This is a genomic window from Providencia sp. R33, from assembly GCF_019343475.1.
Classification (GTDB): Bacteria; Pseudomonadota; Gammaproteobacteria; order Enterobacterales; family Enterobacteriaceae; genus Providencia.
The window spans coordinates 1700539-1717241 of sequence record NZ_CP072453.1 but is presented as its reverse complement, the minus strand read 5'-3'; the positions used below and the strand labels follow the sequence as shown (position 1 = coordinate 1717241).

At 38.3% G+C, this 16703-nt stretch carries 16 protein-coding genes; 13 read left to right on the top strand and 3 right to left on the bottom strand.

The window, feature by feature from the left end; all coding sequences use genetic code 11:
• Positions 1-32 precede the first annotated feature (32 nt).
• From rnd to J6836_RS08065, 5 genes are all read left to right on the top strand, one after another.
• Positions 33-1154 carry a ribonuclease D gene (gene rnd, locus J6836_RS08085; protein ID WP_219249444.1) on the top strand — a complete coding sequence of 374 codons (1122 nt, stop codon included), beginning with the start codon at positions 33-35 and terminating at the stop codon, positions 1152-1154.
• Between the two features lie 391 nt (positions 1155-1545).
• Positions 1546-2298, top strand: coding sequence for a Slam-dependent surface lipoprotein (locus J6836_RS08080; protein WP_219248339.1), 753 nt, complete (start codon positions 1546-1548; stop codon positions 2296-2298).
• Positions 2299-2388: 90 nt separating this feature from the next.
• A complete protein-coding gene (locus J6836_RS08075; RefSeq protein ID WP_219248336.1) occupies positions 2389-3801 on the top strand; it encodes a porin family protein in 1413 nt (470 codons plus the stop codon).
• Positions 3802-3819: 18 nt separating this feature from the next.
• Complete coding sequence (locus J6836_RS08070; protein ID WP_219248335.1) at positions 3820-6831, top strand: TonB-dependent receptor domain-containing protein; 3012 nt, start codon at positions 3820-3822, stop codon at positions 6829-6831.
• A gap of 50 nt (positions 6832-6881) precedes the next feature.
• On the top strand, positions 6882-7658 hold the full coding sequence (locus J6836_RS08065; protein ID WP_219248333.1) for an energy transducer TonB: 777 nt from the start codon (positions 6882-6884) through the stop codon (positions 7656-7658).
• Positions 7659-7753: 95 nt separating this feature from the next.
• Here J6836_RS08065 and minE read toward each other — a convergent pair whose 3' ends face one another.
• Genes minE through minC form a run of 3 tightly spaced genes read right to left on the bottom strand, consistent with a single transcriptional unit; the run spans position 7754 to position 9582 of the window.
• Complete coding sequence (gene minE, locus J6836_RS08060; protein ID WP_206084203.1) at positions 7754-8038, bottom strand: cell division topological specificity factor MinE; 285 nt, start codon at positions 8036-8038, stop codon at positions 7754-7756.
• 3 nt (positions 8039-8041) lie between these two features.
• Positions 8042-8857, bottom strand: coding sequence for a septum site-determining protein MinD (minD, locus tag J6836_RS08055; protein WP_206084204.1), 816 nt, complete (start codon positions 8855-8857; stop codon positions 8042-8044).
• 23 nt (positions 8858-8880) lie between these two features.
• The gene (gene minC, locus J6836_RS08050) at positions 8881-9582 is read right to left on the bottom strand and encodes a septum site-determining protein MinC (protein ID WP_219248331.1); all 702 of its coding nucleotides are present in this window, start codon (positions 9580-9582) and stop codon (positions 8881-8883) included.
• Positions 9583-9711: 129 nt separating this feature from the next.
• On the opposite strand from minC, the gene J6836_RS08045 reads away from it, so the two are divergent.
• The 8 genes from J6836_RS08045 to J6836_RS08010 all read left to right on the top strand — a co-directional run bounded on the left by J6836_RS08045 (position 9712) and on the right by J6836_RS08010 (position 16221).
• Positions 9712-9981: a YcgL domain-containing protein gene (locus J6836_RS08045; RefSeq protein ID WP_219248329.1), complete on the top strand. Its 270-nt coding sequence runs from the start codon at positions 9712-9714 to the stop codon at positions 9979-9981.
• Between the two features lie 50 nt (positions 9982-10031).
• Positions 10032-11120: a lytic murein transglycosylase gene (locus J6836_RS08040; protein WP_219248327.1), complete on the top strand. Its 1089-nt coding sequence runs from the start codon at positions 10032-10034 to the stop codon at positions 11118-11120.
• Between the two features lie 20 nt (positions 11121-11140).
• Positions 11141-11797 (top strand): fumarylacetoacetate hydrolase family protein, encoded by a 657-nt coding sequence (locus tag J6836_RS08035; RefSeq protein ID WP_219248324.1) that lies wholly within the window; start codon positions 11141-11143, stop codon positions 11795-11797.
• A 20-nt stretch (positions 11798-11817) separates the two neighbouring features.
• Complete coding sequence (locus tag J6836_RS08030) at positions 11818-12258, top strand: YcgN family cysteine cluster protein (protein WP_219248323.1); 441 nt, start codon at positions 11818-11820, stop codon at positions 12256-12258.
• A gap of 501 nt (positions 12259-12759) precedes the next feature.
• The gene (locus J6836_RS08025; RefSeq protein WP_219248321.1) at positions 12760-13278 is read left to right on the top strand and encodes a ClbS/DfsB family four-helix bundle protein; all 519 of its coding nucleotides are present in this window, start codon (positions 12760-12762) and stop codon (positions 13276-13278) included.
• Between the two features lie 1334 nt (positions 13279-14612).
• Positions 14613-14960, top strand: a complete 348-nt coding sequence (locus J6836_RS08020) for a hypothetical protein (RefSeq protein ID WP_219248319.1) — start codon at positions 14613-14615, stop codon at positions 14958-14960.
• 372 nt (positions 14961-15332) lie between these two features.
• Positions 15333-15542 (top strand): hypothetical protein, encoded by a 210-nt coding sequence (locus J6836_RS08015; RefSeq protein ID WP_219248317.1) that lies wholly within the window; start codon positions 15333-15335, stop codon positions 15540-15542.
• A 448-nt stretch (positions 15543-15990) separates the two neighbouring features.
• On the top strand, positions 15991-16221 hold the full coding sequence (locus J6836_RS08010; RefSeq protein WP_219248315.1) for a putative hemolysin: 231 nt from the start codon (positions 15991-15993) through the stop codon (positions 16219-16221).
• Positions 16222-16703: the final 482 nt, after the last annotated feature.

Here is a 16703-nt window from a genome sequence, read left to right as displayed (position 1 = left end):
CTGTACTGAAAATAGACAAAGAGAAACGTGTTTTGAATTATCGTTTAGTGACCACAGATAGCGAACTCGCCCAAATATGCCAAGAGGCCAGCGATGCACCTTGGCTTGCACTGGATACTGAGTTTGTTCGTACAAGAACATTTTATCCTCAATTAGGTTTGCTACAGCTGTATGATGGAAAGCAAGTTTCGTTGATTGACCCACTTTCAATATCGGATTTCAGCCCTTTTAAAGCGCTGCTGACGAATCCAAACCAGCTTAAATTTTTGCACGCAGGGAGTGAAGACCTTGAAGTGTTTATGCATGATTTTGATTGTGTACCGGAGCCTATGATTGATACTCAAATCGTTGCTGCTTTTCTGGGGTACCCAATTTCATGCGGCTTTGCATCATTGGTTGCAGAGCACCTAGGTATTGAGCTGGACAAAAGTGAATCACGGACAGATTGGCTAGCACGTCCGTTAAGTGCGAAACAATGTGACTATGCCACTGCGGATGTGTTGTATTTGTTGCCATTAGCTGAAATTCTCATGCAAAAGGTTACTGAAGCAGGCTATTTAGATGATGCTAAAGATGAATGTCTGCGTGTGGTTGCCCGTCGCCAAAAAGCCCTGAAACCAGAAAAAGCGTACTTAAATATCCACAATGCGTGGCAGTTACGTGATGAGCAACTCGCTTGCTTGCAACTACTTGCTGATTGGCGTTTGAACCAAGCCAAAGCACGGGACATGGCGATTAACTTTGTGGTGAAAGAAGAACATTTGTGGAAAGTTGCTCGTTTCTTACCGACTTCCCTTGGCGAGTTAGATAGCCTTGGTTTGACAGGGCAAGAGATCCGTTGCCATGGTAAGCGTTTGCTGAGCATTGTTGAGCAAGCTAAGAAGCTTGATGCAAGCCAATACCCAGCACCAGTGGCGAATATTACCGAACAAAGCCAATATAAAAATGTCTTTAAAGAAATTAAAGCGGTAGTTAAAGATATTGCTGAAAATGAAAAATTTAATGCTGAGTTATTAGCATCAAGGCGCCAAATAAATCAGTTGTTATCTATTCACTGGGGAATTAAATCTTCCAGCACACCACCTGAATTATTGGCAGGCTGGCGGGGTAAATTGCTTGCTGAGCCGCTCACTAAATTATTATCGAGCTTGTAATTAAAATTTAGTCTAAAAATGACATGCAAAAAAAGGAATAATTAAGGTTATTCCTTTTTTTATTTCTCCTTTTTATATGTTTTTTATTTTTAATGAAATTATTCTATTTTTTAAATTGAACTTAGTCCTAAAATCCCATCTATTTAAGTAAAATATTAACACTTAATTTTAATTTATACCCATTAATACAATATGGGCTATCAAATAATTTATTGAAATAAAAAGAAAATAAAACTCTATTTGAATTAATTATTTAAATTCAAATTATAATTATCTTATTTGTAAATGAAAATCATTTTCATATACTCAACCTCGCTTTAATGGAATGACTAAATAGGGTTAGTCATCAATATGAGGATAAACCTCGTTAATCATAGACAAGGGAATTCAAATGAAAAAATTAACATTAGTTGTATTAATGGCGTCATTATCAGGGGCTTCTACCAGTGTATTTGCAGAGGCAACATCACAGCAAAGCCAAAGTTATACTGACGGTGTTGTTGATATTCGTATCGATAAAACTGAGGCAATGGGGGGGCCTCATGGTGGAGTTGCGGGTACACCGGGTATCGGTTATCGCGGTACGCATAATGGTAAGACAATTGCATTTTCAGGTTTGAAGGGGATGGCTACGCAAAAACCTGATGATGTGTACCAGTTAGAAAGCAGCGGCGGCCGCCATGTCAATATGGGTAAATTTCAATTTAGCCAAGTTGCGGATGCTGAAATCTATTATGGGGATTGGTCACAAACTGGGGTAAATGGCGATAGCACACATACCGCTTATTTTTCAGGTAACAATGCGAGCACCGAAGTTCCCACCAATGGAAGCGCCGTATATAACATCGAGGGAGTTAACCAATTTGATGGTGAAGGTAAGTTAACAGGTACCTTTAATGTCGACTTTGGTCAGAAGTCGTATGTGGGCTTACTGGAGGGGAATGAATTAAAGCAGTCCATGGAAGGGGATGTTTTTGAAGATGGTAAATTTAAGGGAACAGCCGAAGCCATTTCCCATGATTCTCTTCTAGGGGATAGTATGGGGCAATTCTTTGGGGATAATGCGGAGCATGTCGCCGGTATCACCTCATTCAAAGATAACCATGAGTTAGACACCGCATTTGGTGGCAAAAAAGCGGACTAATTATTACTAAATAACCAATCTTAAATATGTAAGAGTAAAAAGTAGGCACAATGCGTTGCCTACTTTTTATTTTATAAAGGTAAACTATTTATGTTTAATACTATTAAAATTGGAATTAATTTTTTTATTGTTATTTTATTATCATGTTTGTCTTTTTTTGTTTCATCTCAAGCTGAAAAACAAAAACCTTTTGTTGATATTTTAAATAAAGCAAATAATCACAATCAACAACGCTCTTATTATTTAGAAGAAAATAATCAAAAAAATATCGACGAAATGGGTTTTCTCCTTTATGATTTCCTGCGTAAAAAAGAGCTAAAAAAAATTGATGCAATAATTAATGAATATATACGCTATCAACAGCATGATAAAAACTTGGTGAGATTTATTTTTGCCGAAAAAGAAATAATAAATCGAAATTATGATAAAGCGATTTTATATTACCAAGAAATATTAAGGGATAAACCAAATACACTCGCTGTTGAATTAAAACTAGCAAGGATTTTATTTGATATTAAACGCGACCAAGATGCGTTATCTGTATACCAAGGAATACGCCTTAGTTACAAAAATAAGTTACCGATAAGAATAAAAGAGTTTGTTAACCAGCAAATAACCTACTTACAAAATAAAAATAGTTGGCAAGGCGTCATCAAGCTTGGTTCCAGTTATAATTTGAATTTAAATGAGGCTTCAAATAAAAACAAACAACATTGTGCATATCGAATTTGTATGGGCAGTGGAAGTAAACCGATAGCGGGTGGAAAATGGCAGTATAGCGTTGACCTCTCCAAACGGTACCCAATATACCAACAGCACGCGGGGAAATGGCTGTTGAGTGGTTCAGGTATCGAACCCATGAAAGATATAACAAGCCGGAGAAATAGCTTATTTATTGGTGCGGGTTATCAGTTTGAGGATGACGTTAAAAAAGTTGAGTTATTCCCTGTGTTCAAAACACACTGGTGTGATAACCAATTTCGACATGCAAGTGTCGGTATTAAATCGGCAATAGGCTATTCGTTAGATGAACAAGTATCATTATCCGGTTATTTATCAGTCGATAAAAATTATCATATTGCTAATTATGATTTTAATGATGGCCTTGAAGTGTCTTATTTTCTCATGGGGCGACATATAATAACCCCAAGTACAGTATTATCATTAAGTTTTCATGGCGTGAATAGGGATAAAAAACTATCGAGTGATAGCTATCAACAGCAGGGCATTAAAGCTGATATTTTAAATTATTATGATTTGTTCGAACTATTAATAAGTACGGGGTATAAGAATACGCAGTTTAAGTCCTTTGACAGAAGTATTAATGTTAAAAGGGAAGACCATAATTGGTATTTAAATACACAGTTATCACTCAGAAATAAAAGTATCTTTAAATTTACTCCATCTATCTATTTTAATAATCAATTAAACAAAAGCACAGCGGATGTTATTTATTCTTTTAAGCAAAGTGAAGTCGGTGTCAATTTTATTAAGCGATTCTAATTTTCACCGGAAGGATTAATGAAAGTAAAGACAGTAATAGCAATCAATATTGCAACAGGGTTATCCCTATGCTGCATGCCAAGCGTATTATCTGCACAATTACGTGAAGATATTGGTGCCATTCAGGTTAATGACAAAGCCAATACGATCAAACAGCGGGATAAAAAAAAGGCGGATGAACAGTACGATAAAGATGAATCAAACATCTATATTGGTAAAGAGGAAGTGGAACGTTATAAAGGCACCAACCCCGCGGATACCATTAACCATGCAGTTGGTGTTTACAGCGGTGATGCACGTAACAGTGGCGCATTAGACCCGAATGTCCGAGGGATACAAGGGCAAGGGCGAGTTCCTGTAACTGTTGATGGTACAGAGCAAGCAATCACGGTTTGGCGGGGCTATAACGGAGCGAACAACCGTAATTATATCGACCCTAATATGATTAGCAGTATTTTGGTAATGAAAAGCGCAACATTAGACCGTGATGTGCGCACATCAACAGGGGGTGGCATTGCAATCAGTACAATAGGTATTGATGATGTGGTTAACCCTGATGACAAATTTGGTTTTGATATTAAATTAGAAACCAGCAGTAATACCACTAAGCCAAGGCTCGGCACATTAAACCATGGTATAGATTATCGCGACGATAAACGTTTATTTGACTCATTAAGTTATGACCGATTTTGTGCCATTTTTTTTCAAGATCAAGAGGTATTAATTAACCCACACGCTAAGGGCAGCGCCAATTTTTTTAATTTACAGGATAACGCAGCACGTATTGCCATCGGCACACGACAAGAAAAATTTAATGTAACGATGGCATACAGTGTTCGCCATCAAGGTAACTATTTTGCGGGAAGCCGTGGGGCGGAGCAATATGATGAAGAGATGATTACCTATGATGGCAATTATGGCAAAAAACAGATTGACCCTTACATTCCTTTCGCGGCTAAAGTTTATGGTCGAAATAAAGAGGTCGGAAATACTTCAGCGAAAATGTCGACATGGTTGACCAAGCTAAATTTTATGTTGCCGAACGGGCAAGATGTGTCCTTCGGTTATTACCGAACGGGCAGTCATTATGGCGAAATCATGCCATCCAAAATTCGTTATAATGATTTGGATGGCAAAGTGGTCCAATGGCCTTTAGCTAACCTCGCCTTAAATACGTTTTATGCAAATTATGCATTTAAGCCAGAGACGCATAATTGGGTGGATTTTCGTTTAAGTTATTGGCTAACTCGAACAGATTTAAATTCAAATACGGCAGGGGGGCAGCCGAGAGAACCCTTTGATAGAGATTGGCAGCATGAGTTTAAGCACCTGAACAAACCAAGAGACCTCAATATTGATGGGACACTAGTCGATGGCATTAAATTAAGTCAGCTGAATAACCGCCACGGTGTTTCACTTTCGAATAAATTCCAGCTTACCCCAGACTTTAGCTTAACATTGATGGGCAATTTAATTGATGAGCGTATAGATAGCCGAGTTGATGTTTATAGCTCACGCACTACCCCTAAATCAGGCATGTTTAGAGCCGTTCCACGGGAAGGTCAGCGCAGGGAATATAACGGCGCAGTTAGGTTGGATTGGCAGCCCACAGATAGGTTAAAGTTCAATGCAGGGGCGCAATACATCAGCTATTGGTCGAAAGATACTTTAAAAGAAAGGCGAGTGGCAGCCAAAGATGAACGGTTTGCCTTATATAGTGAAAAAACGGCAAGAAACTTCCAGTTATCCCGTGTACTGACACCTGAAGAGTACCAAAAAATCCAAAGCTATGTTGATAGAAAAGGGCAGACTTTTGAAGAACTAAGAAATGGGCGACCATATGAGCGAGAACGACTTGTTGAAGAAGCATTAGGCATGCCTGCTCGTTCTTTAGAATATGCAAAGTTTTGGCGTGGAAGGGGAGATAAAAAAGACTTGGAGTTTCGAATTTTAGAAACAAAGGGAATAGCTAAATGGCAGGCGGATGAAAATAAACGCTTTACCCGTAAAAATAACCCTTTTTATAACGGTGAAATAGATTTAAAAGAAACGGTTGTTGACCCCGTCACGCAGCTCACCACCGTAAAATATAGGGCAAGTGATGCGCAAAACCGCTGGGATGAAATTAAATTCAAAGGTGACGAACGGTTTAGACCACCAAAAAGAAAGGAAGATGCTGCGTGGGCACCTGCATTAGGGGCAACTATTTATGTGACAGAAAATGACCGTATTTTTGCACGTTATCTAGAAACGGTCAGAATGCCCAGTATTTTTGAAAGCACTGTCGGTTTTTCTGGTGGATCAGTGGATAACTATATTGCCCCCACATTTTTACCAGAGCGCAGCCACACCATAGAGCTGGGTTATGTGCGTAATTTCCAAGAGTTATTGAATGCACAAAACCACGCTGATTTACGAGTCAATTACTATAGTACCGTAGTGGCGAATGCCTTTGATAGGGATATGGACCTAAACTTTACCCAAGTTGATAAACACAACACGGCGGGGTTAGAGCTACTTGCCCGTTACGATAACGGGGCTGTTTTTGGTGATATTGGTATTGATTACCGCTTAAAAAATGAGGTGTGTGACCAAGTCAATTTTATGTTGATGGACCCTAAAAATGAATTTGGGGGTTCTGAATGCATAACCGCAGGTTTCCCCGGTGGTTATTTGCGCACTCAATTGCAGCCGAAATACAGTATTCATGCCAACTTAGGACTACGTTTCTTAGATGAAACATTAGAAGTTGGTAGCCGTATGCGTTATCACAGCACGGCCAAAAATGAAGACGAAGCGGAATTTATGGATAAATACCCGTATCAATTTATGCCATTAAATAACAGTCCAATGCGTTGGAATGCGGTGTTTACGACGGATGCTTACGCAAATTTCCATGTGAATAAAAATCTATCGTTGGAGTTTATTGCGACAAACCTTCTGGATGAATATTACATTGACCCACTGACACGTAGCATGATGCCAGCGCCAGGGCGGGCTTTCCGCTTTAGTGTCACCAGCAAATTCTAACTGTAAGCCCTTTGTACCTCGGTATAAGGGGCTTTTTATTGGAATGTAAAATGACGAATTCACGTTTTCTATTTGCCATAATTGGCTCTCTTGCATTGCATGGTGGGCTGGTGTATTACCACCTATTGAATCACAGTGATTCGAGCAAAATCATGATGCCAATAAATGCGCCGGTTATCGCCATCGCAGTGACCCAAGCAGTGATTGAGAAACACATCGTTAAAGTCGATGAGATTATTGATGACAGTGGTGGGGCAATTCATTCGCCTATTGAGGTCGATAAGGCTGCTATTGAAGTAGCAAAAGCGCGCAGCGAGAAAGCCAAAGATGGTCAGTCATCTAAAAAGCCAATTATCCCCACAAAGCCAGAGAAACCGCGCAAGATTGAGCCTAAAAAACGCATTGAAACGGAGAAAAAAACAAAAAAAGACCAAAGTGATGAAATCGAACAACAAGCAAAATTGGGGGAGAACCAAGCCGAATCTGTCGCCAGCGGTGAAGCGGGGACGCAGAAAAATTCAGTCGCAGGGGAGAATATTACGGACATTCGGCTCGCATATTTAGCCAAAGTGCGCAATGAATTAGAGCGCCATAAACAATATCCACGGCGAGCACGAGCGATGCAGATTCAAGGCGCTGTTGTGGTACATTTTCAAATTACGCAACAAGGTGATTTGGTGAATGCCACGATAGTTAAATCTGAGCGCAGTGAAATATTGGGAAAGGCGGTGCTTGATGCAACAAAACAGTATAAATCGGTAGGGGAAAGGCCTGCGGGTGTATCTCCGTTAGTAAGCTTAGTGATCCACTTTAATTTAGATAAATAAAACCAATAGGGAAACGTTGGCGCTTGGCACCAAAGAATGGGGGAATATTTAACGTAAAAGCAAGCCGCCATACAACATAGCGGCTTCTTTGCAAATTATTTTTCTGTTGTTGTAGTTTTAATTTCGTCACCTTCTGGTAGCGTGACGTTTAACTCAAGAACAGAAATATCATCGTCTTTTTGTTCAAATTGTACGGAGAGCATCTCAGGGTCAACTTGAACATATTTACAGATGACTTGCAAAATATCACGTTTCATATCAGCAAGATATGCGGGTTCGCTATCACCGCGGCGGCGTTCCGCAACGATGATTTGTAATCGCTCTTTTGCGATATTCGCTGTCGTCTTTTTTCTCGACAGAAAGAAATCCAATAAAGCCATTATTTACCCCCCAAATAGGCGTTTTAAGAAGCCTTTCTTCTCTTCTTCAATGAAACGGATAGGGCGATCTTCACCTAAAATGCGCGCGACACAGTCGTCGTAAGCTTGGCCTGCTTCAGACTCTTTATCTAAAATAACAGGTTCACCTTGGTTAGATGAGCGCAAGACAGATTGATCTTCTGGAATAACCCCAATTAATGGAATGCAAAGGATTTCCAGCACATCTTCCATACTTAACATATCACCGCGGGTAACACGCCCAGGGTTATAACGCGTCAATAGAAGGTGTTCTTTTATTGGGTCTTGGCCTTTTTCTGCACGGCGTGATTTAGAGGCTAGGATGCCTAAAATACGGTCAGAGTCACGAACTGAAGATACTTCTGGGTTGGTGGTAATAATCGCTTCGTCAGCAAAATACAGTGCCATCAATGCACCGCTTTCAATACCCGCAGGTGAATCGCAGACGATAAAATCAAAACCAAGGTTATCACCAAGCTCATCAAGGATTTTTTCAACACCTTCACGAGTTAGTGCGTCTTTATCGCGCGTTTGCGAAGCAGGTAAAATAAACAGGTTTTCGGTGCGTTTATCTTTAATTAAAGCCTGATTAAGCGTTGCATCACCTTGGATAACGTTGACGAAGTCATAGACAACCCGACGTTCACACCCCATGATGAGGTCAAGGTTACGTAGACCGATATCAAAATCGATTACGACGGTTTTTTTCCCTTTTTGTGCTAGGCCAGTTGCTATGGCCGCGCTTGAAGTGGTTTTACCAACACCACCTTTACCAGAAGTCACTACAATTATGCGTGCCATGAATAATTCCTTGTAAATAAGGTCTAATTTAAATATTCGATGTTAAGTTTATTATCAACTAAACGAAGTTTAGCTGCTTTGGCGAGAAATTCAGCAGGGATTTGATCGCTCAGCCAATATTCACCTGCAATAGAGACCAACTCTGCTTGCAAATGCGTACAATAAATCTGACTTTCAATATCACCAGAAGCACCTGCTAAGGCACGACCCCGCATCACACCATATATATGAATATTACCATCTGCTAACAGTTCTGCACCTGCACTCACGTTACTTGTGACGATAAGATCACTATTTGGCGCGTAAATGCGTTGCCCAGAACGAACAGGGGTATTGATAATTCGAGTCTTACGATAAACCGGCTCATTTTGTACTGCGGCAACACTTACCTCAGTATGAATTTCAACAGGTTTCTGGCTTTTACCTTCACTTAATATCGGTAAGCCAGCTTCATTGGCTTTTTGGCGCAATAAAGGGTCTGTACACCCACTAACTCCAACAATACGCAACCCCGCAGAAACTACAGATTTATGAATGCTGTATAAATCTGCCTGTGCAGTTAATTCTGCAATATTGATGACAACAGGGGCATTTTTAAAGAAATCAGGGGCTTGATTTACTTTATCTTGCAGCGCTTTTTTGATGAGTTTAGGCTCTTCACTGTGTAAGTGAATAACTGAAAGAGTAAAACTGCTGCCTTTAAGTTCTATTGGCGATTGTGGCATCTATCTAGACTCAGCAAATTAAAATTTCCGAAACAATCCTCGGGCGAAGATATTCTGTAAAACAATAGCATGTTATAGTTACTGTATTCTTCAAGCAAGCTAATGAACTAAGAAAAAGAGTTAAATATAATGATTTGTGCAATTTATAGAAGCCCTAAGCGTGAACAAACCTATCTTTATGTTGAAAAGAAAGATGATTTTTCACGCGTTCCTGAAGAGTTATTAGCCCAATTTGGAACACCTCAATTCGCCATGGTGATTGCGTTAGATAAGCGTGAAAAGCTTGCTAATGCTGATTTGGCGCGAGTTAAGGCCGACTTACAAGAAGTTGGTTATTATTTACAATTCCCGCCTCCAGTGGAGGATCTGCTTTCAGAACATAAAGAGCTTAATATTTAAAGCAATTTAAGAAAAACCTGAAAAACCCTTGTGTGTTCTGGAGGATACAAATGAAGCCAACGTTATTATATACATTAGTCGCTGGTTTGCTTTTAGCAAGTTGCTCAGTGAAACAACATGAAACAGTTACAGCTCAACCGATTACGGCAGAACAAAATGCCGCGATTGTCGAAGAAGTTGCTGCACTTGATAAAGCATTTCCTATTGAACAGCGTGAACCTTCGCAATTCCCTGCTTATGTGGAATTATTGAAAGAACATGCTATTGCGCAAGGGATCAAACCTGCCACGATCGAACGTGGTTTCGCTAACATTCACTTTATAGAACGAGTGGTAAAAGCGGATAAAGGACAGCCAGAAAAAAGAGCTACGGTTACATTAGCCAGCTACTTGAAAAATGTCCTCCCACAATCACGTATTAATGCGGGATATGACAAGTATATTGAAAACAAGGCACTGCTTGATTCAATTAGTCAAAAATATGGTGTTCCGCCGCAATTTATCGTTTCCCTATGGGGGCTTGAAAGCGGGTTTGGTCGCTCACAAGGCAAAGAAGACGTCATTTCAGCACTTGCCACATTATCTTTCGAAGGGCGTCGTGAAGCGCTTTTCAGCAAGCAATTACTGGCAGCACTTGAGATAATGGATAAAGGCTATATCCCTGAAGACCAACAATTAAAAGGCTCATGGGCTGGTGCGATGGGCCAAAGTCAGTTTATGCCAACATCCTATTTGTCCTATGCGGCAGATGGTGATGGCGATGGAAAGATGGATATTTGGAATAATAAAGCGGATGTTTTCGCGTCAATCGCCAATTATTTATCAACAGAAGGTTGGCAATCCCAATTACCCTGGGGTTACCAAGTCAATTTACCGGCGGACTTTAACCGAGCTTTAGAAGGCGTTAAAGCAGAGCAAGGCAAAACCGTCAGTGATTGGCAGCAATTAGGGGTTAAGTTACCTGCATTTGCACAATTATCGCCGGATGTAAAAACATGGGTTGTTATTCCGGATGATCCTGAAGGTAGAACATTTTTAGTGACTGAGAACTTTCGCACCATCATGCATTGGAATCGCTCATACTATTTTGCATTGAGTGTAAGTTTGATGGCCGACGGCATCGCTCAAAAAATACAATAACGATAATAGGAGTTACCCTTATGTATCAACATCGTGACTGGCAAGGTGCTTTACTTGATTTCCCAGCAAACAAAGTTGTTTGTGTAGGTAGTAACTATGCCAAGCATATCAAAGAGATGGGCTCAGCAATACCCGAAGAGCCTGTTATCTTTATCAAACCTGAAACCGCGCTTTGTGATATAACTCAATCAATTGTTATTCCAAAAGATTTAGGCGAGGTTCACCATGAAGTCGAAATGGCAATCTTGATTGGTATGCCATTAAAAAATGCAGATGAAGACCGTGTTTCCCGTGCAATTGCAGGTTATGCCGTTGCGTTGGACTTAACATTGCGTGATTTACAGGCAAAATTTAAGAAAGCGGGCCAGCCTTGGGAAAAAAGTAAAGCATTCGATGGCTCATGCCCAATTTCTGGGTTTATTCCTGTCAATAATCCAAGTGAGTTGCAGAATGTTCAGCTATCACTGGAAATTAATGGGGAAATTCGCCAAGAAGGCTCAACGCGTGATATGATCACACCGATTTTACCTCTTATTAGCTATATGTCCCGCTTCTTCACATTACGTGCAGGGGATGTCATTTTGACGGGGACCCCAGAAGGTGTTGGTCCATTGGCCTCTGGTGATATGTTAAAGCTATCGATTAATGATCACTCGCTGACTACTCGAGTTATTTAAGTATAGGATTAATAAGTATTATGTCGCAGTTCTGGCAGGTTAAGACACTAGATGAAATGACGGATGATGAATGGGAATCTTTGTGTGATGGATGTGGGCAATGCTGCTTACATAAACTAATGGATGAAGATACTGATGAAATCTATTTCACTAATGTGGCTTGCAACCAATTAAATTTAAAAACCTGCCAGTGCAAACACTATGAGAACCGCTTCGAATATGAAGCGGATTGCATCAAACTCAATCGTTATAATTTAGAAACCTTTGAGTGGCTACCAACGACGTGTGCTTATCGCTTATTACTTGAAGGAAAAACCTTACCCGCTTGGCACCCGTTAAAAACAGGTTCTAAAGCCGCAATGCACAATGAAAGAGTATCTGTGCGCCACATTGCTGTCAGGGAAATTGATGTGGTTGATTGGGAAGACCACATCATGAATAAGCCAAAGGGTAGGGGTTAGCCTATTGGTTTTATTCGATTAAATGGTTATCTATTTAACACCTGGGGCATGAGCGGGGCATTTTCTTCAAAACTTAGGTTTAGTAATGCTATCTGGCTATCACTTTTATCAGACATCCATTTTCCATATACAGCATAAATCACCTACACTGATATATGCCCTATCTGATTTGCAATAAAACTAGGGTTTGCTCCAGCACTTAGAGCCCAGCAAGTATATGTGTGCTTAGACTCATATGCTTTCCTGTGTCTGATGCCCGCCCATTTTTAATGTAGCCTTCCAAGTTGTCCCTATTGAGCCAACAGAAAGATATGTGCTTCACTGTTATTGCTAGATAGTATAGGGGAAGGCAACCCTGTTCTATCCTTGCTTACCTTACCGTGTATGTTTCGTGATCCAGGTCTAAAACAGTTATGTGGGCACTTCACATTGGTGGTTTTTATATTGCTAAAAATCACCAGTAGATTAGGATAGTTTTAGTTAAGTTTACAGGAGAATGGTATGCCTAGGCCCTCAACTAAGGATAGTTTATTGGAGCTAGCAGTAAAAAATTATAACGAGTTACTGAGTGTAATTGATTCACTTTCATTAGAAGATCAAAAAGGGATTTTTCCTTTTGAGGGAAGAGACCGTCAAATCCGTGATTGTTTAGTTCATCTATATGAGTGGCATAATTTATTTATTAAATGGGTTCAATCTAATTTGGGTGGTAATTTTATTCCATTTCTACCTGAGCCGTATAACTGGAAAAATTATCCTGAAATGAATATTAAATTTTGGGAAAAGCATCAAAGTACTTCATTAGATACGGCGAAAAACTTACTTACTACTACGTACGAGCAGTGTTTAGAATTGATTAATCAGTTTTCCAATGAAGAATTATTCATTAAAAAATATTTTAATTGGACAGGGACCACAAGCTTAGGGAGCTATGCTGTATCTGCAACATCTTCTCACTATGAGTGGGCCTTGAAAATAATCAAAAAATACAAAAAAACATTGAAAAATAACCAAGCATAAAACTAACCCACAAGCGCAGTTTTTTAAGCAGTGTCCTTTTAAATATTGAAGGTTAGCAACTAGGTGAGCTATAGATCCAAACTTTTCAGTTAAATCATTATTCCCCGTGTGATAGATGATCTTACCACCATATCTATGTATTTCACATGCAACCCCGCGAAGGTTTTCTTCACGTCTTGCGGTTAAACATACCGATGCCTCAGTAATAATCGCAACTAATCGCAACTTTTTTTTAATAATATTCTTATGCCCTCTCGTTTATATATATAAATTATAAGCTAAGGGGGACATCGCAATCTCTATTTCTTGTTTTATAATTTAATGATTGGGATTTAAATGTGTGGAAACGTATTAATAGGATTGTATTTGATAAATAGGTGTTAATAACATCCTTCAAATTTATTTGATGGTAATTTGGTTAAATGGGAAACTTAATATGATTGCTATTTTGGGCCTAACAGCGCTTATTGCAGTAGGTACGGTAGATCCTTTCTTGGTTTTTAAGCTATCACTGCTGGTCTTATAGTTCGTGTATAAGTGGATACTGAAGGAGAGGATGCGTGCCTATTTTTCTATTGGAGAAGATAGGCACGGGGTTGGTTAAAAATGTAGATAAATGAATTTATTCTTGCTGGTGTATTAAATATGGGAATAAATAATTCCAACACTTAGTGCTAGAATCGACCAAAAACCGATAAATAGAGTGTATTTAGTTAGCATGGAGTTTACTCCTTTTGTTTGGTGCTGGTATATATACTTAATTTATTTAAAGTTAAATATATAGTTAAACAAACTAACAAATTTTTACACTTATGACAATATTGTTTCAAATAAGATTTGCACTTCATTTTTATTAAGTATAAATACTTGTTTGGTTGTTATTATTCGCCAAATTTGCTAAGTTTCTTGTCCATTTTTTACGGTATAATGAAAAAATATGAAATTTATCTGCTCACTATTTTGTTTATGTGTTATCTCGTGCTGTTCTTCAGCGCCAACTTTTGAACCAAATAAGTCTACATGGCCAAAACAGCATAAAGACTCGCGTACATCGGAGCAAAAGCGCATAGATAGAGAAGCTGTTCATGAACAACAACGCGCAGTTATGAGGGGGGAAAGGCCAGATTATGGTGTTTTTGAGCGTTATTAAAGGTTTTTTTGAAAAACTCCCCTTGAGATTGAATAGTTTTATCGCTGTGAGTTGCTCTCCTATTATGTAAGGGGTAAATTTTAGTCATGTCTTCTGTAAGTGGTTTTTTATTGTGATTACAACTTTTTTCCGCATACTCTGCTTTTTAATCTTAGTACTTTTTGCATTTGTTCTGGGTGTATCATTGAATCTCAACCCTCAATTTGATGTGACTGCTCAGGCTAAACTGATGGTGACAAATTTTATGTATCAACCTAAAGCGACAGAATTCAGAAATGTGAAGCTGTATGCCGCCGCTGCAAATTCTCCTCATAATGTTGTCGGTAATGTGTGTGGTGAGGTATTTACTTTTAAAGATGAAGCCCCATACCAGTATGAAAAATTTATTATCCAAGTTGTAAAAGATCATAATGGAAAAAATATCTTATCGTTTCCTTTATTTGATTTTGAAGGGGAAATGATACCCGAAAAGGATTTCCAGAAAATCTGGCAACAACGCTGTGAAAATGAAATTTTGGTAATGGAACCATAGCATTAATATAAAGGTGTGGTCGTTTTAATCTTTAAATATATAGGTACTAAAGTGGAAGCATCTTTACCTGAACTTGATTTAATTATGTTATTAGATATTCTCTTTTCTACATCACAGTTCCCTGTATTAGAAAGATTTAGTCATTATACAACAATGATTAACTATGCTTTTTAATTAATCACTCATAGTTATTTTTAAAAAATCAGACTAATTTTTTGCTCATCAATCCTTCGTTAAAAAACCGAATGTGATACTGTTGGTTTTTCTCGCATTTTTTGTTAAATAATAAAAGATAAGAGCGAGCATAAGCTTTGCTTTTGTCTAGCTTGTTGGTTAACATATCCTAAATTAATGGGATTTAAGAGGAACAGGATGAAAACATTTGGTGTCGTTTTAACGATAGTTGGGCTCATTACTGCTTTTCTATCATATAATATGGATGTCAGCATTCCTATCGTCTACGGTGAGAATATAAAAGATGCTGGCCTTGCATTTGATAGGCAAAATTACATTATTGGGAGTTTTGTTGTTGCTTGCTTAGGAATTTTAATTGTTATTTTTGATAATCGTAAGAAGAAGTGATTTTATTAGCAGTTATTGGGGTAAAACGATAAATATAAAAAAATATTAGCAATAACAGGTATATACTTGTAAGCACTCTTATAAATCATTTAAGTATGTTAATTGTAGAAGTATTGGGAAGTTCACTCTAGTCATGTTACGACAAAAAATAGCCTATCGTGAAATGGGTTGAACTTACATGATTTGTTTTTCGTGCCTATCATCACCAATAATACAATGACATTCTGCAAGAAAGTGGTTCAATATCACTATTTTTTGTTATATTCCGTTTTTATAAAACACTCACACATCGTGAAATATTATTGTTATTTTCCGTAAAAACAAAACGTTATGGATTTCTTTGTTGTGTTGTTTTATCCATATCTTTCTTATACCTCTAAATAATATTTTTCACACAGGTTATTATAGTTGCAATAGAATAAACCGACTTAACTTAAATGGTATGCATATGAAAAAGCTTCTGGTATTTTCAGCTATACTTTTAGTTGTGGGGTGCACTGCAAAAGAAAGGAATGTGGTAAAGCCCATTGGAATGGCTAATCCAGCTTCAGTTTACTGTGAGAAACTAGGTGGGACATCTGAAATTACGGATACAGTACAAGGACAAGTAGGTATTTGTACATTACCTTCAGGTGAAAAAGTAGAAGAGTGGGCCTTATATCGTAGAGATCAACAATAAATTTTCTAGCCTTTCTCCTAAAGCAAAAGCCAGCTTGGTTTTTGCTTTATCTTTATTAAAAATAAATCATTTTTCACTCAAACTTTTTCTGTTATCGACCGATAACAATAGTGTCGATATCTAGTCGATCATTACCATAAATTAAGCATAAATATTTGTGGGTCACTTTAATCGCTCAGGCGGTGGTATTTTTATCGTTTCATATGGCTTTTGATATTATCGTTGATCAGACTATCGTAAATTACTGATGTAAAATATTTTTATGGTGTTTGGTCTCATTATGTTAAAAAAATAATACTAAAATATACTTAGCTACCTTATGTTATGTAATAGCACTGAAAACAGGCCTTATTGTACGAATTGAACATATATAAAAACGTTATGATGATGTTAAGAGTACGCATTTGTTTATTCTGCGGTCATTTTTTGATGTGTTTAAGGTGGTAGATCACACTCTTACACACCATATGCGTGAATTAGGA